This is a genomic window from Desulfobotulus sp. (assembly GCF_034006065.1).
Classification (GTDB): domain Bacteria; phylum Desulfobacterota; class Desulfobacteria; order Desulfobacterales; family ASO4-4; genus Desulfobotulus.
On the sequence record NZ_JAVETM010000020.1, the window covers coordinates 15,062 to 41,643 of the forward strand.

General features: G+C 55.3%; 23 protein-coding genes. 6 read left to right on the plus strand and 17 right to left on the minus strand.

All coding sequences use genetic code 11. From position 1 onward, the window contains the following. The first annotated feature begins 15 nt into the window (after positions 1-15). Positions 16-1,338: an acetyl-CoA hydrolase/transferase family protein gene (locus RBR60_RS09020; protein WP_320355918.1), complete on the plus strand. Its 1,323-nt coding sequence runs from the start codon at positions 16-18 to the stop codon at positions 1,336-1,338. A 64-nt stretch (positions 1,339-1,402) separates the two neighbouring features. Continuing rightward, a complete protein-coding gene (locus tag RBR60_RS09025) occupies positions 1,403-2,179 on the plus strand; it encodes an N-acyl homoserine lactonase family protein (RefSeq protein ID WP_320355920.1) in 777 nt (258 codons plus the stop codon). 165 nt (positions 2,180-2,344) lie between these two features. On the opposite strand, the gene RBR60_RS09030 is transcribed toward RBR60_RS09025, so the two are convergent. The 16 genes from RBR60_RS09030 to RBR60_RS09105 form a co-directional block, all read right to left on the minus strand. Further along, positions 2,345-2,884 carry a MotE family protein gene (locus RBR60_RS09030; protein ID WP_320355922.1) on the minus strand — a complete coding sequence of 180 codons (540 nt, stop codon included), beginning with the start codon at positions 2,882-2,884 and terminating at the stop codon, positions 2,345-2,347. Beyond that, on the minus strand, positions 2,881-3,330 hold the full coding sequence (fliJ, locus tag RBR60_RS09035; protein WP_320355924.1) for a flagellar export protein FliJ: 450 nt from the start codon (positions 3,328-3,330) through the stop codon (positions 2,881-2,883). Before fliJ ends, RBR60_RS09030 begins: the two co-directional genes overlap by 4 nt. After that, on the minus strand, positions 3,327-4,670 hold the full coding sequence (locus RBR60_RS09040; protein ID WP_320355926.1) for a FliI/YscN family ATPase: 1,344 nt from the start codon (positions 4,668-4,670) through the stop codon (positions 3,327-3,329). Before RBR60_RS09040 ends, fliJ begins: the two co-directional genes overlap by 4 nt. Position 4,671: 1 nt before the next feature. Then, entirely contained in the window at positions 4,672-5,667 is a 996-nt protein-coding gene (locus RBR60_RS09045; protein ID WP_320355928.1) for a FliH/SctL family protein, read from the minus strand. Continuing rightward, positions 5,660-6,685 carry a flagellar motor switch protein FliG gene (gene fliG, locus RBR60_RS09050; protein ID WP_320355930.1) on the minus strand — a complete coding sequence of 342 codons (1,026 nt, stop codon included), beginning with the start codon at positions 6,683-6,685 and terminating at the stop codon, positions 5,660-5,662. The genes RBR60_RS09045 and fliG overlap by 8 nt, the downstream gene beginning before the upstream one ends. A gap of 80 nt (positions 6,686-6,765) precedes the next feature. Further along, a complete protein-coding gene (fliF, locus tag RBR60_RS09055) occupies positions 6,766-8,364 on the minus strand; it encodes a flagellar basal-body MS-ring/collar protein FliF (protein WP_320355932.1) in 1,599 nt (532 codons plus the stop codon). Positions 8,365-8,499: 135 nt separating this feature from the next. Further along, entirely contained in the window at positions 8,500-8,805 is a 306-nt protein-coding gene (gene fliE, locus RBR60_RS09060; RefSeq protein WP_320355934.1) for a flagellar hook-basal body complex protein FliE, read from the minus strand. A 77-nt stretch (positions 8,806-8,882) separates the two neighbouring features. Continuing rightward, the gene (gene flgC / locus RBR60_RS09065) at positions 8,883-9,383 is read right to left on the minus strand and encodes a flagellar basal body rod protein FlgC (protein WP_320355936.1); all 501 of its coding nucleotides are present in this window, start codon (positions 9,381-9,383) and stop codon (positions 8,883-8,885) included. After that, on the minus strand, positions 9,383-9,790 hold the full coding sequence (flgB, locus tag RBR60_RS09070; RefSeq protein ID WP_320355938.1) for a flagellar basal body rod protein FlgB: 408 nt from the start codon (positions 9,788-9,790) through the stop codon (positions 9,383-9,385). The genes flgC and flgB overlap by 1 nt, the downstream gene beginning before the upstream one ends. A 181-nt stretch (positions 9,791-9,971) precedes the next feature. Beyond that, on the minus strand, positions 9,972-11,327 hold the full coding sequence (locus RBR60_RS09075) for a sigma-54 dependent transcriptional regulator (protein ID WP_320355940.1): 1,356 nt from the start codon (positions 11,325-11,327) through the stop codon (positions 9,972-9,974). An 81-nt stretch (positions 11,328-11,408) separates the two neighbouring features. Beyond that, positions 11,409-13,916, minus strand: coding sequence for a tetratricopeptide repeat protein (locus RBR60_RS09080; protein WP_320355942.1), 2,508 nt, complete (start codon positions 13,914-13,916; stop codon positions 11,409-11,411). 341 nt (positions 13,917-14,257) lie between these two features. Beyond that, a complete protein-coding gene (locus RBR60_RS09085; RefSeq protein ID WP_320355944.1) occupies positions 14,258-15,304 on the minus strand; it encodes a sigma-54 dependent transcriptional regulator in 1,047 nt (348 codons plus the stop codon). Between the two features lie 183 nt (positions 15,305-15,487). Beyond that, positions 15,488-15,865: a chemotaxis response regulator CheY gene (locus tag RBR60_RS09090; protein WP_320355946.1), complete on the minus strand. Its 378-nt coding sequence runs from the start codon at positions 15,863-15,865 to the stop codon at positions 15,488-15,490. Positions 15,866-15,907: 42 nt separating this feature from the next. Further along, on the minus strand, positions 15,908-16,369 hold the full coding sequence (locus tag RBR60_RS09095; RefSeq protein ID WP_320355948.1) for a chemotaxis protein CheX: 462 nt from the start codon (positions 16,367-16,369) through the stop codon (positions 15,908-15,910). A 218-nt stretch (positions 16,370-16,587) separates the two neighbouring features. Continuing rightward, positions 16,588-16,947, minus strand: coding sequence for a PilZ domain-containing protein (locus tag RBR60_RS09100; RefSeq protein ID WP_320355950.1), 360 nt, complete (start codon positions 16,945-16,947; stop codon positions 16,588-16,590). A 99-nt stretch (positions 16,948-17,046) separates the two neighbouring features. Beyond that, complete coding sequence (locus RBR60_RS09105; RefSeq protein ID WP_320355952.1) at positions 17,047-18,558, minus strand: HD domain-containing phosphohydrolase; 1,512 nt, start codon at positions 18,556-18,558, stop codon at positions 17,047-17,049. A 261-nt stretch (positions 18,559-18,819) separates the two neighbouring features. Between RBR60_RS09105 and RBR60_RS09110 the strand changes: the two genes are divergently transcribed. From RBR60_RS09110 to RBR60_RS09120, 3 genes are read left to right on the plus strand one after another with little or no spacing between them, the layout of a single operon-like run. After that, positions 18,820-20,292, plus strand: a complete 1,473-nt coding sequence (locus RBR60_RS09110; protein ID WP_320355954.1) for a DEAD/DEAH box helicase — start codon at positions 18,820-18,822, stop codon at positions 20,290-20,292. 32 nt (positions 20,293-20,324) lie between these two features. Then, positions 20,325-20,798, plus strand: coding sequence for an Lrp/AsnC family transcriptional regulator (locus RBR60_RS09115; RefSeq protein WP_320355956.1), 474 nt, complete (start codon positions 20,325-20,327; stop codon positions 20,796-20,798). Between the two features lie 42 nt (positions 20,799-20,840). Beyond that, positions 20,841-22,106 (plus strand): diaminopimelate decarboxylase, encoded by a 1,266-nt coding sequence (locus RBR60_RS09120; RefSeq protein ID WP_320355959.1) that lies wholly within the window; start codon positions 20,841-20,843, stop codon positions 22,104-22,106. A 126-nt stretch (positions 22,107-22,232) separates the two neighbouring features. On the opposite strand, the gene RBR60_RS09125 is transcribed toward RBR60_RS09120, so the two are convergent. Beyond that, positions 22,233-24,422, minus strand: coding sequence for an acetyl-CoA hydrolase/transferase C-terminal domain-containing protein (locus tag RBR60_RS09125; protein WP_320355961.1), 2,190 nt, complete (start codon positions 24,420-24,422; stop codon positions 22,233-22,235). 761 nt (positions 24,423-25,183) lie between these two features. On the opposite strand from RBR60_RS09125, the gene RBR60_RS09130 reads away from it, so the two are divergent. Continuing rightward, the gene (locus tag RBR60_RS09130) at positions 25,184-26,533 is read left to right on the plus strand and encodes an acetyl-CoA hydrolase/transferase family protein (protein ID WP_320355963.1); all 1,350 of its coding nucleotides are present in this window, start codon (positions 25,184-25,186) and stop codon (positions 26,531-26,533) included. Positions 26,534-26,582: the final 49 nt, after the last annotated feature.

A 26,582-nucleotide genomic window follows, 5' to 3' on the forward strand; every position in this document is an offset into this window, starting at 1 on the left:
GAAGGGGGTTTTTCCATGCAATGGGTGCATGAATATCAAAGAAAACTCTGCAGTGCGGAAGAAGCCGTAAAGTCCATAGGCTCCGGAGACCGGGTGGTGCTGGGCCATGCGGCGGGCGAACCGCGCATTCTGGTGGATGCCATGGTCCGGAATGCGGAGGGGCTTGAGAATGTGGAAATTGTGCACATGGTCGCCCTGGGAGAAGGGGCATACTGCCTTCCCCGATATGCGGGCGTTTTCAGGCATAATGCCCTGTTTGCGGGCGCAAATACGCGAACGGCCATCCACGAGGGCAGGGCTGTTTTTACGCCCTGTCATTTCAGCAGGATTCCGGATCTTTTCAGCCGGGGGATTCTTCCGGTGGATGTGGCCCTGATCAAGGTTTCCGCGCCGGATGCCCATGGCTTCTGTTCGTTCGGGGTGTCGGTGGATTACACCAAGGCTGCGGCGGAGAATGCGAAAATCGTGATTGCCGAAGTGTCTTCCCGCATGCCGAGAACCCTTGGAGATGCCTTCATCCATATCTCTGAAATGGATTTCTGTGTGGAAAGCGATGAAGGGCCCATCCTGCTCAAGCCTCCTGTTCTCACGGAAGAGGATGAAAGAATAGGCAGGCATATTGCGGGCCTGATCGAAGATGGCGACTGTCTGCAGCTGGGGATAGGGGCCGTGCCCGATGCCATTTTGGGTTTTCTGAAGGACAAAAAGGACCTCGGTATTCACAGTGAGATGATCTCTGACGGGGTGGTGGATCTTGTGAAGAGCGGCGTCATCAATGGCGCGAGAAAGAACTGCCACAGGGGCAGAATGGTTGTCACTTTTCTGATGGGCACGGAAAAGCTCTACGATTTTATCCACAACAACCCATCCATTGAGATGCACCCCGTTGATTATACCAACCATCCTGAAATCATCGCGAGAAATGACAACATGGTTTCCGTGAACTCGGCGCTCCAGGCGGATCTCACAGGCCAGGTGGTCTCGGATACGCTGGGATACAGGCAGTACAGTGGAACCGGCGGGCAGCTGGATTTTATCCGGGGGGCCGCAGGGTCGAAAAACGGGCGTTCCATCCTGGCCTTTCACGCAACGGCCGCTAAAGGCAAGGTTTCAAGGATCGTCGCCCACATGGATGAGGGGGCCAGTGTCACCACGCCAAGGGCGGACACCCACTACATTGTCACAGAGTACGGTGTTGCGGATTTACGGGGAAAATCCATTCCCGAAAGGGCCAAGGCGCTCATTGCCATAGCACATCCGGATTTCAGAGAAGGCCTGAGGCGTTCCTTTTATGAGATTTACCGGATGGATCCGTGGAAAGGAGGGACCATTTCCTGATGGACGGAGTCAAGGGGTTTGACTGGGCGGATCTTGAAACAAGGAATATCCAGGAGGTGTTTTGATGAAACTTTATTTTTTCCAGGCCGGGATTTTAAAAAGTCAGAAACAGTTTTTTACAGCAGGCAGGGGTCTGGGAGAAGCCTTTGATGTTCCGGTGCCTTTTTTTCTCATGGAACACCCGGAAGGCTATGTGCTTTTTGACACGGGCAATGCCAGGGAAGTGATTGACCGCAAGGAAGAACACTGGGGTGATGTGGTGGCGGCCTATGATCCTGTGATGACGGAAGAGGAATGGGTGGTTTCCGCCATAGCAAAGGTGGGCGTACATCCTGAAGATGTGAAGTATGTGATTCTTTCCCACCTTCATCTGGACCATGCCGGTGGGGTGGGTCATTTTCCAAAGGCCAGGTATATTGTGCAGCGCGAGGAACTCCATTTTGCCTACGTTCCTGATTTTTATATGAAAGGTGCTTATATCCGGAAGGATTTCGATAAACCCGTAGACTGGTTTATCCTGGAAGGCTGGCAGGATGATGGTTTTGATGTATTTGGGGATGGGAAAATCAAAGTGCTCTTTACACCGGGTCATACGCCCGGCCATCAATCCGTTCTTGTGAATCTTCAGAACGAAGGGTCTTTTCTTCTTACGGGGGATTCCTGCTACACCCAGGAAAACCTGAATGAGGATGTGCTTCCGGGCCTTGTGGCAGACCCCAGGGCAACGGTGAAGACCATGCAGCGCATCCGCATGCTGAAGGATCGGAATGTCGCCGTTGTGACGGGTCATGATCCCGTTGCCTGGCAAACCTTCAGAAAGGCTCCGGAATATTACAGTTAATGAGCCCCTCTGAAACGGCAGGCTGCGGCAACTTAAAAAACAGGCCCATGAAAAACCTCTTCTGAGCTTTTTACATCCCTTGGAAGAGGTTTTTTTCAGGCGTCTATTTTTTTGTTTTTTCAGAAACAGGCAATGCTGAAGACGGCCCTTTCAGAGCATTAGGGCTTACTCCCGCACGCGTACGGCTTTTTCCGCCATGGCCTCACTGATCTGGGCGGCTTTTTCAGGATTCATACGGCCGAGAATATCCGCTGCCGTGTCCGGCCGCATTTCCCGGAAGATTTTTCTTGCCACCCCGAGATCCATGGCATCAAACACAGGAGCCGCCTGCTTGGCCTTCATGCCACCGTAAAAACGGGCCAGTTGCTGTATTTTGGCGGCATCCTCTTCATCCGCGCGGCGTTCCGCCTCACTGCGCTTGCGGGAAAGACGCTCCAGCCCTTCTGTGACCTGACGGTTCAACTCCTGCAGACGTAAGACCTCTTCTTCCACCTCCCTGCGTAAGAGGTTAAGGCGTCTTCGCTCTTCCTCCAGGGCTTCGGCTTCCTTGCGAATGGCTTCCCGACGGGCGGCCAGACCTTCCAGTTCCCGCACCACAGGATCCTTTGTGTCCTCCTGCGCAAAGACCTCTCCTGCAAACAGAATTCCCATGAAAAAAAGCAGTCCGAATCCCGCAATCCAGTAAGTTTTTCTTTTTGTTTTCATTCCATGCCCTCCCGGATTTTACGGATGGAAACCATGTCATCGGTTTCTTTCTGCTGCTGAAGATTCATTTCCTGAAGGTATTCCTCCTTGCGGCGCGTCTTCAGATTTTCAAGGGCCTTTTCCGCCATCCGCGCCTGATCAAGGAGGCGCTGCTTTTCCTTGAGCTGGTAGAGAATTCTTTTTTTTCTTTCCTCGAGCTTCACCAGTCGTATTTCAAGATCTGCGATAAAGTCCGTGTGCAGCCGGAAGCGCTCTCCGGAAATTCCCTCCTCGGTTTCCTTTTCCATGAGAAAAAGGGCGGTCTGCCGCTCTTGACCCAAAAGACGGATGTCCTCCTGGCACTGCTCCAGGAGTTTCTGCACGGCCATGAGGGCCTGCAGGGCCTGCTGAACCTGAAAACTGCGGTAGCGGAGCAGGGACTCCATGCGAAAAACAAAGCGTTTCATGGACCTTTATCTCCGGTAAGAATACCTGCCAGGGCGGCATAGCCCTCTTCCGAGGTCACTCGCACATCCACACGCTGGCGAAGAAACTCCTGGATTTTGGGAGCCATTTTTTTGGCAAGATCCACACGGGGGCTGGATCCGTCCACATAGGCACCGATCTGAATCATGTCTTCGGCTTCACGGTAGGTAGCCAATATACGGATGGCCTGCTCCCGCAGGGCCAGATTTTCCGGTCGGCTCACATCCCTGGCCACGCGGCTGACGCTGCCCAGCACATCAATGGCAGGATAGTGTCCCCGGCTGGCGATCTGACGGGAAAGCACAATGTGCCCATCCACGATGGAGCGCACCGTGTCCCCCACAGGATCGTTCATGTCATCGCCTTCCACGAGAACGGTGTAGATTCCCGTGATGCTGCCCTTGCCCTTTACCGTACCTGCCCTTTCCAGCAAAATGGGAACCTGCACGAAAAAGGAAGGTGTATAGCCCCGGGTGGTGGGCGGTTCCCCTGCGGCCAGGCCCACGTCCCGGCTGGACATGGCGTAACGGGTCAGAGAATCCAGAAGCAGCAGCACATCCTTGCCCTGGTCCCGGAAATATTCCGCCAGGGTGGTGGCGAGATAAGCCCCCCGCATGCGCACCAGGGGCGGAACGTCCGATGTGGCGGCCACCACCACGGATTTTTCCCGGCCCTTTTCCCCCAGAATGTCCTCCACAAAATCCTTTACCTCCCGGCCGCGTTCGCCAATGAGTCCGATGACCACCACGTCTGCGGCCGTATGCCGGGTCATCATGCCCATGAGCACACTTTTTCCCACACCGGATCCTGCCATAATGGCCACACGCTGTCCCCGGCCCAGGGGAATCATGGTGTTGATGGCGCAGATCCCCACATCCATGGGTTGTTTCACAGGATCCCTGTCCAGGGGGTTGATGGGCTGACCGTAAAGGGAATAGGCTGTGTCCGCTTCAATGGGGCCGAGGCCGTCCAGGGGATGGCCCATGCCGTCAATCACCCGGCCTAAAAAAGCATTGCCCACCGGAGCCAGGGGATGTGCAGCCTCCACAAGAACGCGGCTTCCGGGGCGTATGCCCCGGGTACTGCCATAGGGCATGAGAAGGGTGTGATTTTTCCGGAAGCCCACCACCTCGGCAAGGATGTCTTTTCCGTCATCCAGAAGGATACGGCAAAAACTGCCAATGCCCTGGCCCATGCCTTCCGCCTCGGCGATGAGCCCCACCACCTGCACCACACGGCCTTCCAGGGTGGTCAGGGGCGTATTCTGGACGAGGCGGTGATAGGAAGAAAAGTCCATATGAAAATCATGGGCAGAAACCATGTCATCCTCCCTTGGTGTCCGCCGCCAGCAAAAGGGTTTCTTTGAGTACATGCATGCGTTGTTTCAGATCTTCCCGGATGCTCCCTGAAGCCGCACGGATGTGGCAGCTTCCCCGGCTGATGCCGGGATCCGAGGCCACTTCCAGTTGGCGCAGTTCGGGTGCCTGCTCAAAAAAACGCTCCCTGGCCATTTCCACCTGCTGAAAATCCTCAGGATTGACGGATACGGTGACTTTCAGGGGATCCGGAAGGCGATGCAGGGCGGAAATCACGGCCCGCTCCACCACACGGCTGTCCACGGCCAGGGTTCCGAAGACCAGGGTTTCTGCGATCTCCAGGGCCAGGGAGATGATTTCCTTTTCATAGCGGGCGAGGATGGCAGGCCATTGCGCTTGTATGGACTGCAACAGCTGCCCCAGTTCTCCGGCCTGGATGGCAAGCTCTCCTGTGCCCGCAGCCCGGCCTTCTTCATAGCCCCTGTCGTACCCTTCCGCAGCGCCCTGGGCAAGCCCCTCTTCCCGGCCTGAGGCCAGGCCTTCGTTGTACCCCGCCTCAAAGCCTTCCCTGTGCCCCTGGTCCCGGCCTGAGGCGAGACCCTCTTCATACCCTGCCTTGCGTGCGGCCTCCCGTTGCTGGGTAAAATCCGGTGCTGTTTTTTTTTCAGGTTCCGGCGAGGGAGGCAGGCCTCCGGATGCAGGGACGCCTTCGCTTCCGGGCAGGGGAGCGGAGCGGGGGATCGCGGAAGCCGGAATTTCCGAAGCCCTGTGGGGAGGGAATGGAGAGGGATCCGCAGAGCGTATGGGTTTGCCTCCCGTATCAATGAAGGGCCTGAATGCTTCTTCGGGCGTATGTTCCCGGCTGTAAATGGTGCTGAAGTTTTCATCCCGTCCCTTGGTCGGCAGGGGACGGGTGGGGATATCCTCCCGGATGAATTTGCGCAGGCTGCCCACATCCATGGGTTTCCAGCCTTCATCATGGTTTTCTTTCTGATCAGACAAGGATATCGTCCTTTCCCTTGCCACCCAGGGTAATCACGCCCTGCTCTTCCAGCTCCTTGGCAGAACGGACAATGGCCTGCTGGGCTTCCTCCACGTCGGAAAGCTTCACCGGCCCCATTACCTCCAGGTCTTCCAGCAGCATTTCCGCAGCACGCAGGGAGAGGTTGCCAAGGATTTTCTGACGCATATCCTCGCTGGTGGCCTTGAGGGCCAGGGTAAGCTGGGCGCCTTCCACTTTTTTGAGAATTTCCCGCATGGCTCTGTCGTCCACCCGTACCAGATCCTCGAAAACAAACATCATTTCCCGGATTTCCGTAGCCATGTCCACGCTTTCGGATTCGATCAGTTCCATGACCACTTCCTCGGTGCTCTTGTCCACGCCATTGAGAATATCCACCAGCACCTGAAGGCCGCCGGTCTTGCCCACGCTGGAGCCCACGGCTTCCAGCTCCCGCCGCAGGGCCTCATCCACATCCCGCACCACTTCCTCAGGAACCTGACCCAGGAGGGCAATGCGATAGGCGATATCCCCCTTTTTCTCATTGGGAATGGCCATGAGAATTTCCGAAGCCACTTCCGGCGGCAGGTGGGCCAGAATCATGGCGATGGTCTGGGGATGCTCCCCTTCCACATAGGAGGCCAGGGTGTCGATGTTGATGCGACGGCTCCAGTCAAAGGGAATTTCCCGCCGGGCATCCTCGATTTCCTTGATGATGGATCGGGCGGCCTCCGGACCCAGGGCCTTTTCCAGGGTTTTTTTGAAGAAATCATCCCCTTCCACAATGAGGCTGGTTTCCCCTTCAAAGGATTCCACAAAAAGGGAGAGTACCTCTTCCATCTCGTCGGGCTCCACCTTGTCAATGCTGCCCATGGCGGCAGCTGCAATGCGGATTTCGTGGGGTTTCATACGCCGGAACATCTCAGAGGCATACTCTTCTCCCATGAGCAGAAGAAAAATGGCCGCCCGCCTGGCTCCCTTGCTCACCTCTGTGTTCTTTTTTTCCTTATTATCCGCCACCCTTTAGGCCTCCTCACCCGAAAAACCGGCTTTCCCAAGTTCCTGTCCCATCCCATGCCATTAGGAATGGCCCCCTTTTTCTACTCTTCCCGGAGCCAGCCCTTCAGGATGTTGGCTGTGCGATCCAGGTCCGTCTGAGCCAGTTTGACGGCCTTTTCATCCAGAGGCAACTCCTCTTCCACCACCTCTTCATCGGTGATGTCCAGAAGACCTCCCGCAGGTTCGGGCAGAGCCGGTGTTTCCACGCCTTCGCGGATCTCCTTGACCGTTTTATGAATGGGACGGAGGACGAAGAAAAAGAGCATGAGTACGAGGATGAGATTGGCCACAAGCCGACCATATTCCTTGCGCAGGCGCGCAAGCCCGGTCAGGGGATCCTCATCCATGACGGGTTCCTCGTCAGGATTGAAAGCAAAGGTTTCCACCACCACCTGATCGCCCCGGAGTTCGGAAAAACCCATGGCATTTTTCACCACTTCCGTGAACTGGGCCATTTCCTCCGGCGTGCGCTGCACATAACGCCTTGTCATAACCCCGTTTTCATCCCGCTGCCACTCATAACGACCATCAATCACCGCTGCCACGCTTAAACGACTGAGTACGGCAAAGGGCTTTTCCGTGCTTCTTACCCGTTTGCTCAACTCATAATTCACCACGTCATCCTGTTTTCTTCCCTTTTCCAGGGTTTCCAGGGGTCCGCCTTCGGTTCCTGGCGGTACAACGGGATTCACACTGGAAATGGCACCCAGGGGACCCCGCAGCCTTTCCGTTTCCTCATTGAGGTTCTGGCGGCTGCGGACAAAGGGGGTTTCCCTTTCTTCGGGATCAAAAATTTCCTCACTCATTTCCTCGCGGGAAAAATCCATCTCCGCCGTAACCCGGACAATGGCGCGGTCTTTACCCACCACCCGCTCCAGCAGGGTCTCAATGCGCTCACTAAGCTCTTTTTCCCGTACATTCCGGTACTGGACCTGATTTCTGACCCGCGTTCCTTCCAGCTCCGCCAGCTTTTCCGATTCACTGCGACCCCGGTACAGCACCCGTCCACGGGTATCCACCACGGTGACCAGTTCCGGCGTGAGATCCTGGATGGCCGCAGCCACCAGATGCACCACCGCATCCACCTTGCTCTGGGGAAGATCCGTACCCTGCTTGATGCGCAGGAGCACGGAAGCACTGGGAGGCCGCGTTTCTTCCACAAAAACCGAATCCTTGGGCATGACCACCATGACCCGGGCGTCCAGCACTTCATTGAACTGCCGGATGGTGCGGGAAAGCTCTCCCTGAAGGGCCCTCTGGAGGTTGAGCTTCTGCACAAACTCTGTTGTGCCGAAATCGCTCTTGTCAAAGACCTCAAAGCCCACGCCGCCGCCCTTGGGAAGTCCTTCCCCGGCCAGGGAAAGACGGGTTTCATGCACCTGGCCTGCAGGCACACGGATGGCGCTGCCGCCGCCTTCCAGCTCATAGGGAACCCGCATCTCCTTCAGCTTATCCACAATCTCCGAAGCGTCCTTTTCCGAAAGATTCGTATAAAGGACGCCGAATTCGGTTTTGTTGGCCATAAAAAACAAGGAGGCAAAGCCGATGATGGTCAGAACGACCACAGCTCCCAGCACAATCTTGCGGGGAAGGGGCATGTTCCGCCAGATGGAAAGTATTTGTTCGATGACCGGATTCATGGCGCACGCTCCGAATGCGGGAAAAGGACCTGGAAAGGCTTTTCCAGGGGGTTGTTTTCTGTCCGGGTCCGGGAAGATCTTCCGGACAGCGGGACAAGGGCAAAAAAGAATCGATTAAAAAAAACTTCTCATGCATCAGAACTGCATGTGCATGATTTCCTTATAAGCTTCCAGAGCCTTGGACCGCACCTGCACCAGAAGGCGCATGGAAAGGTCGGCTTCCTGCAGGGCCATCATGCCCTCATGCAGGTCCAGTTCTCCGAGCATGACCTTTTCCGCCGCAAGGTCAGATGTTTTCTGAAGGGTATTGACCTCCCGGACCGCTCCGTTCAGCCGATCAGCAAAACTTCTGCCGGAAAATTCCGGGGTGGCAGTTTGGACCTTTGCCTGACCCGATCCGGGGGTGGGCAGGGGAAAAAAGGGGGCACGCAGGGAATCCATGGCTTTTCTCCTTTATTGCAGGGTTTCAGGCTGAAACCGGAGGCGGGTATGCTCCGCCGGGCTTTTTTTAAAAAGGCTTATTTGCCGATTTCAAGCGCTTTCATCATCATGGCCTTGGTGTTGTTCATGGCTGTGATGCTGGCCTCATAGGCCCGCCGCGCCACCAGCATATCCGCCATTTCCGTGAGATGATCCACATTGGGCATGGCCACATATCCGGTGACAGGATCCGCATCCGGGTGGCTGGGATTGTACACCAGACGAAAATCCTCCTGGGACTGCACCACATCCGTGACCTTCACACCCCGCTGATCTCCGTCCCGTTCCCGTTCCCTTTCGAACATCTCATGAAAACCTAAGTCATCGTATTTTTCTCTGGCTTCGGCCTTTTGCAGACCAAGGGGAATTTCCTCGGGTGTTCTTGCCTCGTACACCACCATCTTTCTGCGGTAGGGACCCCCCTCTTCCGTGCGGGTGGTATCCACGTTGGCCAGGTTCTGGGCAATGACGTTCATTTTCATGCGGTGGGCGGCCAGGGCCGTTCCACTGATTTTAAAGGACTTCAGAAGATCTACCATCAGCTACCTCCTTCGGCTATGGCGTGGCGCAGAATGGTCATTTTCCGTATCATCATGTCTGCGGTGGTCCTGTACTGCATGTTGTTTTCCACAAGATTGGCCATCTGCTCGTCAATGTCCACAGAATCCAGATGGTAGGCGTCTGCATTGTCATAAATGGAGGCGCGGATGGGATCCGGAGGCGGATCTCTGTCAAGATGCCTGGGATGGGTCATGGCCACCCGTCTGGGAGGCGGATCTTCCATGGCTTTTTGCAGGGTGCGGTTGAAATCCAGATCCCTGGGCTTGTAGTGGATGGTGTCCACATTGGCCACGTTGGCGGAAATGAGGCTGTGCCGGAAACTGGAAACATCCAGGCCCTTTCCCATCATATTATAGGTGGTATCAAATAAACGGTGGTTGCTCATGGTTCTCTCCTCTCCGGGATGGTCCACCCTGGTTCTTTGGCTTTCTTCAGGACTGGGGTCGGGCGTGCTTCCCAGCGGCCTTTGCACAGCCCGGACACCAGGGGGATCTGGGCAAAAAATATGCAAGACCCATGCCGGAAAAAGGGAGGTCGGGGTGGATCGGAGAGGGAAAAAAGGAGGGTCAGGCTTCAAAGGAGAGGTCGGACTGATCTCTGTACTCGTTGAGCTTGTTGCGCAGGGTGCGCACGCTGATGCCCAGAAGCTGGGCCGCATGGGTGCGGTTACCATCAAAACGCTTCAGGGTATGGAAAATCATCTGCCGCTCCACCTCTTTGAGGGGAACATCTAAAAAGGTTTCCGGCAGAATCCAGTCGCTGGTCTGTTCCGCCTCCGATGCTGCGGAAGGCCGTGGGTTATCTTCCAGAAGCAGGTCTTCCGGACGGATTTCCACCCCATCGCAGAGCAGAACAGCGCGGCGGATGACGTTTTCCAGTTCCCGGACATTGCCGGTGAAGGTGCCGGATGTCAGACGGTCCAGGGCGCTTTGTGTCAGACCTTTGACACCCCGGCCATCTTCGGCATTGTATTTTTGGATAAAAAACCTTGCCAGAAGAGGGATGTCCCCCCGTCGATCCCGCAGGGGGGGGATACGCAGGGGAATGGTGTTCAGGCGATGGTAAAGATCCTCGCGGAACTCCCCTTCTTCCATGGCCACGCGCAGGTCCCGGTTGGTGGTTGCCACAATGCGCACATCCACCCGTACAGGACGGTTGCCGCCCACCCTGTCCACAGCGCCTTCCTGCAAGACACGCAGAAGTTTCGCCTGGAGGTGTACGGGCATTTCCGTGACCTCATCGAGAAGCAGAGTGCCGCCATGGGCCATTTCAAATTTGCCTTCTTTGCGGAAGGCTGCGCCGGTAAAAGCGCCCTTTTCATGGCCGAAAAGTTCACTCTCCAGAAGGTTTTCGGGAAGTGCTGCACAGTTGATGGCCACAAAAGGTCCCTGTTTGCGGGGGCTGTTTTCATGGATCATGCGTGCAAAAAGTTCCTTGCCCGTTCCGGATTCTCCCTGGATGAAAACCGGGGCCCGGCTGGCCGCCACCCTCAGGGTCAGATCCATGAGACGCTGCATGCCGGGGTCCTGGCTGACAATGGCGCAAGCCCCCGGTGCTTCGGGTCTTTCTCCGAAAATCTGGGCAAAAAGTCTGCGGATACGGGCTTCTTCCAGGGGAAGCAGCATAAAATCCAGGGCCCCGGCCCGGATACAGGCCACAGCAAGATTTACATCCACACTCCCGGAAATTACCAGCACAGGAATGCGGTTGCCTGCCGTCTGGGTTAAAAAAGGCAGGGGGTCTTCCCCCTCTTTCCAGACGCCCACCACCAGGCGTGGCGGCAGGGAGCGGATGAGTTGCAGGGCTTCGGCCTCTGTCTGTCCGGGCCGTATGGTACAGTTCCATTCTTCCAGCATGCGGGTCAGGGTGGCCCGGATTCCCGGATCGGAAGCAAAAATCACGCTCTGTGGTGTGCTTGTCATGGAAAAACCCTGTCTTATTGAAAGGGGCTTGTGAGAAAATCCTGAGCCCTTAAAAAAAAGAATTCCCAAGCGCTCCGGAGATCAGGACTCCCGGAGCTGGCCCTCTATGCGTATGGCCGTGAGACGTTCCTGCGCCAGAGCCCCCCAGAGAGGATCTCCGTCTTCCACAAGAAGGCGGTACAGATCCTGGGCTTCCCCGCCCTTGCCCAAGGCTTCCAGGGTTTCTGCATGGCGGAAACGCACGGCGTTTCTGTCTGAGGCCGGTATGCCCATGAGGCCTTCCGCCTTGGCGTAGGAAACCGCAGCCGCAGCCAGGAGGCCCTGGGCGACCTGGGCTTCACCCAGGGAACGCAGGAGGGCAAAACGCAGTTCTCGGGAATCTTGGCCTTCTCCATCCAAAAAAGCAAGACTGCGTTCCAGAATCACTGCTTCTTTGCCCCGTTCCTGGCTGTCGCGCAGAATCCTTGAGGCCGCATGCAGGAACCGGGCTTTCTCCTGCCCTTGGGAGGCGAGCTGTGCGGCGGTTTCATAGGCTTTCAGAGCCACCTCCTTTTTTCCCTCATTGTAGCGGATATCTCCCATGTGCCCCCAGGTGGCGGCACTGCGGACAGGGTCCTTCGGAACTTCCTTTAAAAAAAGGCCGAATTGTTCCAGGGCTTTTTCCTGGTTTCCCGTTTCTTTGGCCACCACCCCATATTCAAAACGTACCGCAGGCGGCACAGGAGCCCCTCCCCAGAGCATTTCCGCACGCTGATATTCGGGAAGGGCCTGGGGATAAAGATGGCCATCGAGGAAAGCCCGGCCCACAAGGGCATGGATTCTGGGGTTCTCCATTTCAAAGACAGGCCCCTTTTCCACCTCATACCGTCGGATAACCTCAGGAAACCCCCCCTGGTCAAGGAAGCCTTGAAACATGGCTTCCAGAGCGCGCCCCATGAGAATCAGGGCATCTCTGCGCAGAGCCCTGGGATCTTCGGTGAGCAGGCGGCGGATGAGCCTTACGGTTTCATTGTAATCTCCGGCCTGATGCCGGGATTCCGCAAGCCGCATCAGGGCAAGGCGCGCAAGGGTGTGGTCCGGGTAATGGTCAATGACCATCTGGAAGATGCTTTCCCTGTCTTCCCGTTTTTCCAGCATCTCCGCAAGGCGCATGGAGCTGATCACAAAACCATCGGTGCCCGGATACAACTCCCGCACCAGCTCATACAGGCGCTTGGCCTTTTCCTTTTCCCCCAGCCCGGCGTAGGATTCCGCAATGCGGGTCAAGACCAGGGATGGCTCCGCAAGGCCTGGAAAATCATTGTAAACCCGGACCAGTGCCTCAATGGCCTGGGCATAGCCTCCGGTATGAAAATGGCTGTTGCCCACAAGGAGCAGAAGATCGGCATCCGTGAATACGCGGTCTGGAGCGTCCCGCATCACAGCTTCCAGCATTTTCAGGGTTTCAAAGTAGCGTTTTCTCTCAAACATCACCCGGCCCAGCTCCATGCGGGCCTCCCTGGCAAAAAGGGTCTCGCCAAAGCGGGTCACAAGATCCCGGAAAAGGGGTTCCGCCTCATCCAGTCTCTGGTTGCGCATATGCATGCGGCCAAGGTGGAGGAGGATCTCCGGCATTCCGGCAAAGTTCGGCGCTTTTTCACGCAGAAGGTCAAAATAGCCCATGCCCACAGGATCATTGCCCATTTTGTGGTAGACAACGCCCAGCATGGCGTAGCCCCAGGGAACCCAGGGAGCGTCGGGTTTCCCCGCCACCAGCATCTCCAGGGTGCGGGCCAGGGCCAGAAGATCCGAAGGACTGGAAGCCTTCTGAAAACGGCACCAGCCTTCCAGGTAGGAAAAGACCTCTTCGCAGCCTTCCATGAGTCCCTGGGCCAGAACGTCCAGCCCCATGTCGCAGTTGTCTTCCTGAATGTTCCGCACGCCGATGCGCATGTGCACGCCACCACCGCAATCGGATTTCAGGATGGCATCCAGAAGGGTGTCTATTCCGCCATGGCCCTTGGGGCCGTTGGCAAGGGTTGTGACCTCCATGGCTTTTCCATTGGATGGCGGGGAGGGGCGCTGAGGAGAGGGAGGCTCTGGCGCAGGGCGGCGGGCTTGCTGGGGAGCAGAGGCTGTATCCAGGCGTTTGCGGTTTTCAAGGGCAAAGCGAGGGGTTTTGTGCGCCTGCAGGCGGGGGCCCGGGGCTGTGGTTTCCAGGCGGATTTCGAGAATCCGCACACCCGCCCGCCAGTGGGATTCCACAGACCGGATATCCATGCCCGTTTCCACAATCAAGGTGGCATTGCCCTCGCCGGTGCGTTTGTAGACAATGCGCTGAATGACCGGTGCGCCGGAGCCGCTGCGGGTGAGGTCTCTTGCCACGGAAGCGTTCTGGAGGGCGATAAGGACTTCCCTGGGGCCTGTCTGGTAGACCCGCCAGTTCACATCCGCATCAAAGCGTAAGGCAATGAGGGATGGTTTTTCGGAAAGATGAATTCCTTCCAGCAAAGGAGAAGCCGTCGCCATCCCCGCCATGCTGAGGAGAATCCACAGCCCCCAGATCCGGCCCAAGCCTTTCAGATATTTTGCCTTTGGGGTTTGCTCCATGGGCGACCGCCTCGCTTGACACCACAATGCCGGTAAAAGAATTCCTTTCATGGTCAGCACAAAAGCAAAGATGGTGCCACAGGATCATCGTTTACCCGGCTCCTTCTCCTGTCCGGAAGGTGCGGAAGACACCCTTTTAAGAACCCATGGTCTTCCTTTTTTTCGGATTTCTGCGGCAAGACGTTGTGTGCCAACAAAAAACCGGCGGTGTTTCCGCCGGTGCCTGTGTCAATATCCCAACGCTCATGCCAAAAAGATTCCGCTGGTCCCGCACCGGATCATAGCATCGGCATCCTGCACAAAAATTTTTTTAAAAAAAACGGCATTTCCCAAGGGGTGGGCTAAAAGAGGTCCGGATCTTCCTGGCCCAGGGGTTCTTCGCGGACAATTTTCAGTTTCTTGATCTTTTCCACAAGGGTGGTGCGGTTCATTTTCAAAAGGGAGGCGGCCTTGGCCTTCACCCAGTCGCAACGGTTCAGAGCTTCGATGATGAGGGTTTTCTGATACAGATCCACGGCTTCGGTAAAGCCCATGCCATTGTGCAGGGGATTTAAGGCCAGAACGCGTTCCGGCGTGCGGATTCCCCGCACAGATTCGGGCAGATCCATCTCTTCAATGACAGGCCCATCGGTCATGACGGCCATGCGTTCCATCATGTTTTCCAGTTCCCGGATGTTGCCCGGCCATTCATAGCCTAAAAGCATGTCCTGGGCGGCTGGAGAAAAGGTTTTGGGCGGTTCGTCAAAGCGTGCGGCCATGCCTTCAAGGAAGTAGCGGCAAAGAAAGGGGATGTCTCCTTTGCGTTCCCGCAGGGGAGGCACTTTGATGGGGATGACATTCAGGCGATAGTAAAGATCCTCACGAAAATCTCCCGTGCCGATGGCGGCAAGGAGATCCCTGTGGGTGGCGGACAGAACGCGGATATTCACATGAATGGGCTGACCGCCGCCTACCCGTTCAAAGGTTTGTTCCTGAAGGGCGCGGAGCAGTTTGACCTGAAGACCAGGGCTCATGTCTCCGATTTCATCGAGAAAGATGGTACCCCCATCCGCCATTTCAAAACGCCCCATGCGCGTGCGGTGGGCACCGGTAAAGGCACCCTTTTCATGGCCAAAAAGTTCAGATTCCAGAAGCTCTCCGGGGATGGCGCCGCAGTTGATGACCACCAGGGGACCGTTTCTGCGGGCGCTGAGATGATGGATGGCCCGCGCAATGAGCTCTTTTCCCGTTCCCGATTCTCCGGTGATCAGGACGGAGCTGTCCGTAGCCGCCACCTTTCGGATGGTTTCAAAAACCTTCTGCATCCGGGGGCTTTGTCCCACAAGCCCCATGAAGGCGGGAAGTCCTTCCTCCTCACCGCTCGTTATGGCTAACGATTCCCTTTGCATCACGCCCAGACTCATTGAACACGCACCCGTTCCGGCTTTGGTTTCCCACAGCCTGCTTCGCGGCTGATCCAGAAAATTCCTCTTTGCCATCCCGTTGCACCCAGTTGTGATTTTCCGGGATCCGGAAAGGCTGTCTCTGGGGATGGAAATGGCACAAAGGTTTGATTTTTTTTAAGGCGGGTTTTACTTGGCGAGAATCTTTTCGATTTTCTCGGCAATGGATTCCGCAGTAAAGGGTTTGACCACATAATTGGAAACCCCGGCCTGCACTGCTTCCACCACATTCTGTTTTTGAGCCTCAGCGGTTACCATGAGAAAGGGAATATTTTTATATTCCTCCATGGCGCGTACGGTTTTGAGCAGTTCAAGACCGGACATCTTCGGCATGTTCCAGTCGGAGATGATGAGATCAAAGCGCCCCTTTTTCAGCTCTTCAAGGGCGGTGGTTCCATCATCGGCTTCGGTGATGTTGGTAAAGCCAAGCTGCTTGAGAATGTTTTTGAGAATACGGCGCATGGTGGCAAAGTCATCAACGCAAAGAATTCTGATAGAGGTATCCATAAATGAAAAAGCTCCTGTTTTGTTCAATCAATTCAGTCGATTCTATCTTTCCAGACACACTTCGATGGTAAACTGTCCACCTTCCGTGGAAAAGGGAATGGCAATTTTGGGTCCATCCGTATAATGGGTGATGGTATGATTTTTTCCACTGACCACAGAGGGAATGGCGGCCTCAAAGACCTTGCCGAGCCCCTCCAGTTCCCGCCGTGCCTGACCGGAAATCATGTTGGTGATTTCACCCACTGCGTCGGCAACCTCGCTGTTCAGCTCTGTCATGGGCTCGCCGAACATATTGGAAACCACTTTGAGAATGGAACCCTCGTCAAAGGTAACAGCAATGGTACCATTGGCCGCACCGGTAAGACCGATGATCCCTGTCACATCACCTCTGGCCACATCTTCTTTCTTCAAAAAGGGTTTGCCGGGCTTGGACTTCACAAAAGCCATGGTTTCAAGTACGTTGATGGTTGCATTGATAAAGGGGTTGATCAGTGTTGCATCCATGCAGGATTCCTCTCTGATACATTTTGTCTATATGACGCCAGAATGAAAATCAGGTTTTTTTATTCCGTCCGGGTAAGATGACGACGCAAAATAAATACCCAAAAATTCTCCATATTACAATCAGGCCTGCTCCACAGACAAAAAAAACCTTGCCGCTTCAGGTTCCGCATACAGGGCAAGGCCCCTTCTGGAAATGCGCCTGGGAAAGGTCTGCGGCTTCAAGGAGCATCGTCGGCGTCCTGACTGTTGTACAGTACCACATTCCGCAAATGGGTAAAGGTATCCAGGTCCATTTCAAAGAATTCCACCCCCACGCCCTCGGGCACGATACGTGCGATTTTGCCTTTCATGGAAAGACAGACAGGCTCTGTCATACCCGAAAGCAGCACTTCCACCCGGCACTCCATGCCTACGGTCAAAGGAATGTCTGTGGCGACAAAAACCCCCTTCTGGCTCAGATCCCGGGTATTCCCCACCACACGGATTTCCCTTTGCCCCACATGAAGCCGCACCTCGGTCTCAAAGGTCACACGCTTCATCCGCCGTCTTTCGCCCGTTTTTTCCCTTGACTCACCCATGGGGGTCTCCTTCATTGAAAAAACCATGCTTGCCGGACATCTTGCAAAAAACCTTTAAGGTGGAAGGCCTTTCCGGCATTGCCACGCGCTTACCCGCTCTCAGGCGGGCAATGTTCCTTCGGCTGCCATCTGCAGAAAAAGATCCAGAATTTCAGGATCAAACTGTCTGGCGCGGGCCTGTTTCATGACAAGAAAAATTTCATGTTCGGGCATGCGCTTGCGGTAAGCCCGATCCGAAGCCATGGCGTCGTAGGCGTCTGCCACACTGAGAATGCGGGCCAGCAGGGGGATTTCCTTTCCCGCAAGGCCCTTGGGATAGCCACTGCCGTCGTAGCGCTCATGGTGGTAGAGGATAATTTCCTGCTCCCGGCTCCAGAGCCCGAGTTTACCCACAATGCCCGCACCGATCACAGGATGCGCCTTGATGGCGTCATATTCGGCATCCGTAAGACGTCCTGGCTTTAAGAGCACCTCATCCCGCACGCCAATCTTGCCGATGTCATGGAGCCGCCCGGCAAACAAAAGCACATCCAGGGATTCCGCGTCGAGACCCATGCGCCTGCCGAGGGCAACGGATAGGGCGGCCACCCGGTCCGAATGCTGGTGGGTGTAAGCGTCCTTGGCTTCAATGGCGGAGACAAAGGCATAGAGTGTGGCAAAAAGATTCTCGTAGATATTCTCGTACAGGGCAAGGTTTTCAATGGCATAGGCGGCATGGGTGGCCATGGCGCTGGCATAATAAAGATCCTTGTCGGAAAAATCGTCCCGGAAACGATCCCGCACCAGATACAAAAGGCCAAAAACCTTTTCCCGGATTTTCAGGGGCACCACCATGGCCGATCCTGTGATGCCGGAAAAACGCGTGGTTCCCGAATTCTTTCCAAGAAGAAAGGGCAGGCCATCCTCTGCGACCTCACGCAGAAGGTCAGCCAGCGCCGGTTCCGGGCCTCCGGAGCCGGGGAGGCAGCCCTGGGACGCCACCACTTCCCTTGGAAAGGGGAAGAGATCATTGATCACGTAAAACCAGGCCTTACCTGCACCGCAAAGGTCCTGGGCCATGTCCACCAGGCGCCGGAACACATCCCCGCTTTCCGGAACACTGGTGAACGCACCCATGATACGATTCAGGGCTCCCAGTTCTGTTACCCGTGTTTCCAGATCCCGGTTGAGGCTTTCCAGCTGGGCCTTACGGGCCACTTCTTCCTTGAGCAGGAGATTTTCCACAAAAAGCCTGCGTTCCCGGAGAACCCTTTTCACACAGAGGTTCATCTGGTTGAGATTCACAGGCTTGATCAGAAAATCCACCACCCCGTTTTTCAGGGTCCGGATGGTGTTTTCCAGAGAAGGATACCCTGTCATGACAATGACAGGTACGGTATTGTCTTTGCGGCGGATGTGTTCGGCCAGCTCAAGGCCGTTCATCTCCGGCATATTGATGTCCGTAAAGCAGCAGGAGACACTTTCATGTTCCATGATTTTAAGGGCTTCCACGCCGTTAGAGGCCGTGAGTACACGGTAGCCCTTATGCTCAAAGTATTCCTGGGCGATTTCAAGAATACTGCTTTCATCATCCACAAAAAGGATGGTTCCCGGTGTTTCCTCTTTTTCCATGGGGCCCTGCTCCACATGCCCTCCACAAACCATCAGGGAAAATATCCTGAGGGTTGTTCAGAATCGTCCCGAAAACCTGCGTTTTAAAGGCAGAGGGCCGCAAAAATACGAAAGCTTATTGAATTTCAGGGCCGGAAATCCTACCCTGATGCCCGGAATGATAAAAGACCGCAGCCGAAGACACACCCAAACGCCTGTACACCCCAATGCGGAATTTTACTCTATCATGCAGACCCTATCCTTTTCAACCGGGAATCCCTTATGCTCCCCCTGCTTTCTCTGGGCCGAAACCTTGAGGTGCGCCATCTGCCCCCTCCCCTGGAAGACCTGGTCCGTAACGCCCTGTGCCTGGAAAATCCCAGATGGCTGGAAAACCAGCGCATGGGACGGTGGAATGGGCAGACCCCACGGCATCTTACGTTTTACAAGGAGGAGGAAAAGGGCGTTCTCGTCCTTCCCAGGGGGTATACCCGCAGCCTCATGCTCCTGATCCGCAGCCAGGGGCTTGACTGGCAACTTGAAGACCACAGGCTTTGTCTGGACGCGGTGGATTTTCGTTTTTCCGCCACACTCCGGGATTTTCAGAAAAAAGCCGTGGACGCCATGGCCGCCAAGGAGTTCGGCACCCTGAATGCCCCCACAGGAGCCGGGAAAACCGTTATGGCGCTGGCCCTTGTGGCGAGGAGAAAACAACCCACGCTCATCGTGGTGCATACCCGGGAACTGGCCCTGCAGTGGGTGGAGCGCATTGGTCAGTTTCTTGGTATACCGGAAGAAGAAATCGGCTTTATCGGTAATGGCAGGCGTCATGTGGGGAAAGCCATCACCGTTGCCCTGGTGCAGAGTCTTATCCGGCACAAGGAGGCGGTTTCTCCCCACATCGGCCACATTATTGTGGACGAATGCCACAGAACGCCCTCCAGAACCTTTACCGAGGCGGTCTCCGCCTTTCCGGCGCGGTACTGCCTGGGGCTTTCCGCCACCCTTTTCCGCAGGGACAACCTTTCTCAGCTGATTTTCTGGCATCTGGGGGATGTTCACCATGCGGTGGACAGGAAAAAACTGATCCGCAACGGTGATATTCTCGCCGCAGAAGCGGTTTTCCGCAAAACGGATTTCAGGCCCTTCCACGATCCGGTCACCGCCTATGCCAAGATGATGCGGGAGCTGGTCACTGACCCCCAGCGCAACCGTCTCATAGCAGAGGATGTGGCCCACCAGTGCCGCCTTGAGCCAGGATCCATGATGTTGGTTCTGTCCGAACGCAAGCAGCATTGTGAGGTGCTGCACAGCCTTCTTCGTTTCGGTCACAGGATTTCCTCTGCCCTTCTCACCGGAGACCTGAAAACCGCAGAGCGCAGGGCTGTGATGGAGGCCCTTGAAGGAGGGGGAGTCCAGGTACTGGTGGCCACGGGGCAGCTTGTGGGCGAGGGGTTTGACTGCAAGGATCTTTCCACCCTTTTTCTGGCAACGCCCATCCGCTTTTCAGGTCGGCTGCTCCAGTACCTGGGCCGTGTGCTCCGTCCTGCTCCGGACAAAAGGAGGGCGCGGGTTTTTGATTATGTGGATGTCCACGTGGATGTACTGGTTGCCATGGCCCGCCATCGCTTGCGTGTTTATGGGGGGTCTCAGAACGAAAAAGAATGGGAGGCGATTTTTTCAGAATATAATTCTAGGATTCACGAGGTTTCATGGAATAATGTTCTTGACTGCCCAGAAAAACAAGAATATTAAGTTTAAAAAATATGGCAAAGGACCCCACTGCTATGGATGACATCAGTCTGCAGATTCTTAAGATACTTCAGGAAAAAGCCCGTATCCCCAACGTGGAGGTGGCCCGACAGGTGGGGCTTGCGCCTTCCGCAGTGCTGGAGCGCATTCGCAAGCTTGAAAAGCAGGGCATCATTGACGGGTATGAGGTTCGACTGAATCCGGAAAAACTGCACAGGGATCTTGTGACCTTCCTGCAGGTTTTTCTGGAGCGACCCGAAACCCATGGGGCTGTGGCCCAGGCCTTGACGGCCCTTGCCGATGTGCAGGAAGTTCATTTCATTTCAGGCAGCGATGCCTTTCTCGTGAAGTTGCGCAGCGCCTCCATCCCGGAGATGCACCGCATGGTGCAGGAAGAAATTGCCACCCTTCCCGGAGTGGTCCGGATTCATACCCAGATTGCCCTTGCCACCCACAAGGAAAGTACAAGAATTCCCCTGGACGCCATCCATACAGGGCCTGAACCCTGAAACAATGTAAAGATTGCAACCCCCAACAAGGAGACCCTCCCCATGCCCATGTCCCCGGATTTCAAAGAGCGCCTTTTTCCCCATCTGCCCGCCCTGGCAGACCATTTTGGCACCCCTTTTCACATCTATGACGAAAAGGGCATTCTGGAGACCGGCGCAGCTCTGAAAAAAGCCTTTTCCGGCATTCCCGGATTCAAGGAATATTTTGCGGTCAAGGCTCTGCCCAACCCTTCCATTCTGGATCTGATGAAATCCATGGGCTTTGGTTTTGACTGCAGCTCCGTTGCCGAGCTTAGCCTGGCAAGGCGGGCGGGGGCTGTGCGGGAGGACATCCTTTTTACTTCCAACAATACCTCAAAAAAGGATTTTCAGACGGCCCTGGCAGAGGACGGGTGCCTCCTGAATCTGGACGACATCAGTCTTGTGGCCAAGGTGCCCCGTATGCCGGAAACTATTTGTTTCCGCTACAATCCCGGCCCCAGGCGCACGGGCAACGCCATCATCGGCAATCCCGTGGAAGCGAAATACGGCATCACCCACGAGCAGGTGATCCCGGCCTATCAAGCGGCCATGGACAGGGGGGCGAGCCGTTTTGGCATGCACACCATGGTGTGTTCCAACGAAAGAAATTATACCTATATGGTGGAAACGGCCCGCATGCTGCTGGATCTTGCAGCTGAAACCGGAAAGGCCTTAGGCATTCGTTTTGACTTTCTCAATATCGGAGGCGGCCTTGGCATTCCTTACAGGCCTGAGGACGAAGCCCTGAACCTGGAGGCCATGGCCCTTGAAATCACGGACCTTTTCAAGGCTTTTGAAGCGAAAGAGGGCTACATGCCCGCCCTTTTCATGGAATCCGGACGCTATATGACCGGCCCCCATGGTGTACTGGTGACACGGGCCATCAACCGCAAAGACATCTACCGCACCTACATTGGGGTCGATGCCTGCATGTCATCTCTCATGCGGCCCGGCATGTACGGGGCCTACCACCATATTGACGTACTGGGAAAAACGCCGGGATTGAAAGATCTGGCCGTGGATGTGGTGGGGGCTTTGTGTGAGAACAACGACAAGTTTGCCGTAGAGCGTGCCCTCCCCCCCATTGTGGATGGGGATCTTCTCATCATCCACGACACCGGCGCCCATGGTCACGCCATGGGCTTCAACTACAACGGCCAGCTTCGGCCCCAGGAGCTGCTTTTGGGAAAAGACGGGAAGACTTCCCGCATCCGCAGGGCCGAGACCCTTGATGATCTCTTTGCCACGCTGAATTTTTCTGAAAATACCTTCAACCCCGCAAAATAGCCGTTACAAAGTCTGAAAAATGAAAGGCCGGTCTCCCCGAAAGGAAACCGGCCTTCTTCATTTTAATCCCTCCTGGCAGTGATGCCGTCTTTCAGACAAAAAAGCCAGGAGGTCAAAAGCAGAATATCAGATCGCACCCGTGTCCTTCAGTGCGCAGAGAACCACTTTCTGTAACAGTTTTTCTTTGAAATCTTTGGGATTTTCAAGCTGCATCCGCTCCAGGTAGCGTTTGGCCGCATCGGGGATGGGTGCCATGAAAGCGCCCAGAACACCTTTGGCCGCAGCGCCTTTGCTGAGCTCGGCCTTGGCCTTGAAGGTGCGCAGGGCCTTTCCAAGGGCGATTTCTTCGTCTGTGAAATCCGTACCAAAGGGGAAGGGGCCGAAAAGACCTTCCTTCTTGTACGATGCAAGGACCTTTTCCAGTTTTTCCGGGAAGTTGTTGCGGAATGCGTCGGGAATCCTGTAGTCCGTCTCGATCTTGCCTGCCTTTTTCGCCTGCTCCAGCAGACCTTCCTGGAAACGGGAGTCCGTTACATTGAGAAGTTCCTTGATGATGTTCTTGTCGGACTTGCCACGGAGGTCTGCGATGCCGTATTCCGTGATCACCATATCCCGGAGGTGGCGGGGAACGGAGCAGTGTCCGTAGTTGAAGACCACGTTGGAAACGGTTTTGGGGCCTTCACCACGGGTGGCCCGGATCATGATGGCACCGCGGGCGTCTTCCAGGGCATGGGCCATGGAGACAAAGTTGTACTGCCCGCCGATACCGGATACCACACGGCCGTTTTCAAGGCCGTCGGAAACAATGGCCCCGCCGAGGGTGACCATGAGACCGGCGTTGATGAAGCGGGCATTCTTACGCTGAAGGACCCGCAGCTCCTGGGAGCCGTACTTGTTGTTGGCATAAAGCTGATTCACGTTGAGCACGCTGGTCATGTTGATCAGGGCCCGCTCTGCGTCATCCATGGCATTGAGGGTTTCATAGAGCTTGCGGGGTCCGAGGTAGAAGCCCGCGTGGGCCCAGTACCCCTCCTTCAGGGTGTCGCCCAGCATGGTACCCGCAACCACCTTGAGATTTTCCACATCCCCCATATCCGCACCTGCGGTATTGCCGCTATCCACAAGCTTTCCATCCTGCAGCGTCACCGTAGCCTTCAGAACACCAAAGCGTTTGAGGAAGGCTACATCCTCGGCGGTCAGAACCCGATGTACGGCTCCGTCCACCACCAGCTGGCGGAAGGCTTCGGGCGTCACCTTACGATCATCCGGGCAGAGGCCTGCACTCACCACACGCTGGATGCGGATATCGTCATACACCCTGCGGTTCATGACGCCGGTCTTGTACAGATCCACAAAGGTGTCCACCAGCATTTCCGTGGAGCCGTAGAGACCCTTTCTGAAGGGCTCTGTCCCCCCCCAGGTATTAATCATGCCCTTGTATTTTTCCAGAATGCCTGCATCTTCAAGCAGTTTTTTGTACTGGTCGTTGTGGGTGTGGCGCACGGTGAGACCATAGGTGATGGCGTCTCCCAGGGAGCCGATGCCGATCTGCAGGGTGCCGTCATCGGGAATCAGGGCGCTGGCATGGAGGCCGATCATGTAGTCTGTGGTGTTGATGGACTCCTTGGGAGCGCCAAAAAGGCTGTAGTCGCTCTGGGGGCTCTCCAGGATGGCGTCAAAGATTTCAGGGGGAGTGACTGCGTCTCCGAACATGAAGGGCAGATTGTTGTTCACCTCGCCCACGGCAAGGGTCTTGCAGCCATTTTTTTCTTTTTTCCTCATGATATCCACAGCGTCAATGGCCGTATCCGCGTTACAGCCCACGGAGTACATGAGCTGGCCATTGATTTCCTTTTTACCCAGCAGGGCTCCGGCCACGTTCATGCCATTGGCGTTCACGTCCCTGGCCGCATGGGTGTAGTTGCAGCTGATGTAGTTCTGCTGCATATGGGGATTGTTCATAAAGGCCCCGGCTTTGTAGAAGAATTCAGAGACTTCCACATTGGGGGGCAGTTTTTTGAGCCGTACATCTCTGGCATAATCCAGGGGGATATAACCTTCCCAGATGCGATCCACAATGGGGCCCAGCATGCGGCGTTCCAGCTCGCTTCCAGGCACGGGGGGCTCCAGGGAAAGGGCTGTGATGATGCGCAGTTTCAGGCTGGGATCCCTCTGGGCGCGCCTGTAAACCGCATTCAGGATGTTGTTGGGTTTACCCAGACCTAATTGTGTACCAAAGACCAGCTCCTTGCCCGCATGTTCGATGATAAAATCGACCATCTGTTCAGGATCTTGAAATATAACAGGTTTTTTCATGCTTTCCCCCCGCTGTCTTCCTCTTGGTTGTGAAGTTTGTATACAATGCAATACATTGCCTTGCACGCAACCCATCGACCTCTCCTGGCTGCGGCTTATCCGTCATAAACACCATTCACTTTAAAAAATCGAAATTACCTTATAGTGACCCAGCCTGCAAAAGTCAACATTTCCAGAGATCCCTCTCCGTCGATCTCCCCTTTCCCCATGGGAGGGTGGGAATCGAAGTTTTTTTCTTGTATCCGCGGCCTCTTTCACCCATGCCTGCTCTATGATCCGGGAAAAAGCATCTGAAATTTATTGAAGACAGTTTTCTGGGCAGAGGGGAATTTTTTAAGAAAACACACAAAAAACAAAGTAAATTCAAGAACAATCTCCTCAGAAGTTCTTAAATCATCCAGAAGAACGATTCATTGCACACCTTCGGGAACGCGGTTCAGCCTTGACAGTGGTGGGTTTCACTTTATATGAGATGCAAATCAAAATCAGTATGTTCTTTGTTTTCGGCTGTTTACTATGGATAACCCTGTTTACGGTCGGGATCGGGAGAAGGCAAAAAGAAAGTCATTCGGATTTCGATGAAAATGACTCATAGAATATAAGGAGTATTTCGGCTCTTTCCTCAAAAGGGCCTAGAGGAAAACAAGGACTGAAAAAGGGGCGCATGCGCCGCAATTTCCGGGCTTACAAGGCCTGCTTTTTCAAAAAACCCCACCGGAGTGATCCGGAAATTTTTTACATACGGAAAGGATAAGACCCTGGTGAATTACGAAAAAGAGTACCAGCAAAAACGCGTATCCGCAGAAGAAGCCGTCAAGTGCGTCAAATCGGGAGACCGGGTGGACTACAGCTTCATGACCACCAAGCCCATTGCCTGTGATGCCGCCCTCGCCGCCCGTCATGGAGAACTGCGGGATGTGGAAATCTACGGGGCCATCACCGTACTGCCCGTTCCGGAAGTGGTGAAGCACCCCCAGAGCTTCATTTACCACGACCTGCATTTCAGCAAGGTCAGCCGCATCATCCAGCGGGACTTCAACCTCTGCTACTATTTCCCCATTCTCTACCACGATGCGGGCAACTGGTTCCGCAAGGGGATCGCCCATCAGCACCATGTCTATATTGCCCAGGTGCGGCCCATGGATGCCCACGGCTACTTCAACCTCTCCCTCACCAACTCCGTCAGCCTCGCCAATGCCCAGCACTGTCATAAGGTGATCGTGGAGGTAAACCCCAACCTGCCCCTGGCCCTGGGGGGTTCGGAAGAATCCATTCACATCAGTGAAGTGGATTATATCGTGGAGCTGCCCGCCGACACCCCCGTTTTTGAGGCCCCTGCTGCGTCACCTTCCGATGTGGACCGCAGAATCGCCGAAAATGTCATGGGCTTCATCCGGGACGGTTCCTGCATCCAGCTGGGTATCGGCGGCATGCCCGATGCCGTGGGCAAAATGATCGCCGCATCTGACCTCAAAAACCTGGGCGGTCACACGGAAATGCTCTCCGAAGCCTATGTGGACATGATCGAGTCCGGCCGCATGACGGGCATCCACAAGCCCTTTGACAAGTGCCGGGTGCCCTACACCTTTGCCCTGGGGCCCAAGCGCCTTTACGACTTTATCCACAACAACCCGGCGGTGGCCTCCTATCCGGCCCATTACACCAACAACCCAAGACTCATCGCCGAGATCGACAACTTCATCTCCATCAACAATGCCGTGGAGGTGGATCTCTACACCCAGGTGAATGCGGAAAGCTCCGGTATTCATCAGATTTCCGGCAACGGCGGCATGTGGGATTTTGTCATTGGCGCCCAGTGGTCCAAGGGAGGCAAAAGCCTCATCTGCCTTGCTTCCACGGTGACCAACAAGGAAGGCAAGCTCGTCTCCCGCATTGTGCCCCATTTTGATCCCTGCTCCATCACCACCATTCCCCGTCAGCAGGTGGACACCATTGTGACGGAATACGGTGTGGCGGAAGTGCGGGCCCGCTCCACCTGGGAACGGGCGGAAATGATGGTGAACATTGCCCACCCCGATTTCCGGGAAGAGCTGATCCAAAAAGCCGAAGCCCAGAAAATCTGGAAACGCTCCAACAAGAAAGTGGCCTGATATAGAAATAAAAGGGGGCGGGTTTCAGGCCCGCCCCCTCTCCTCCTTT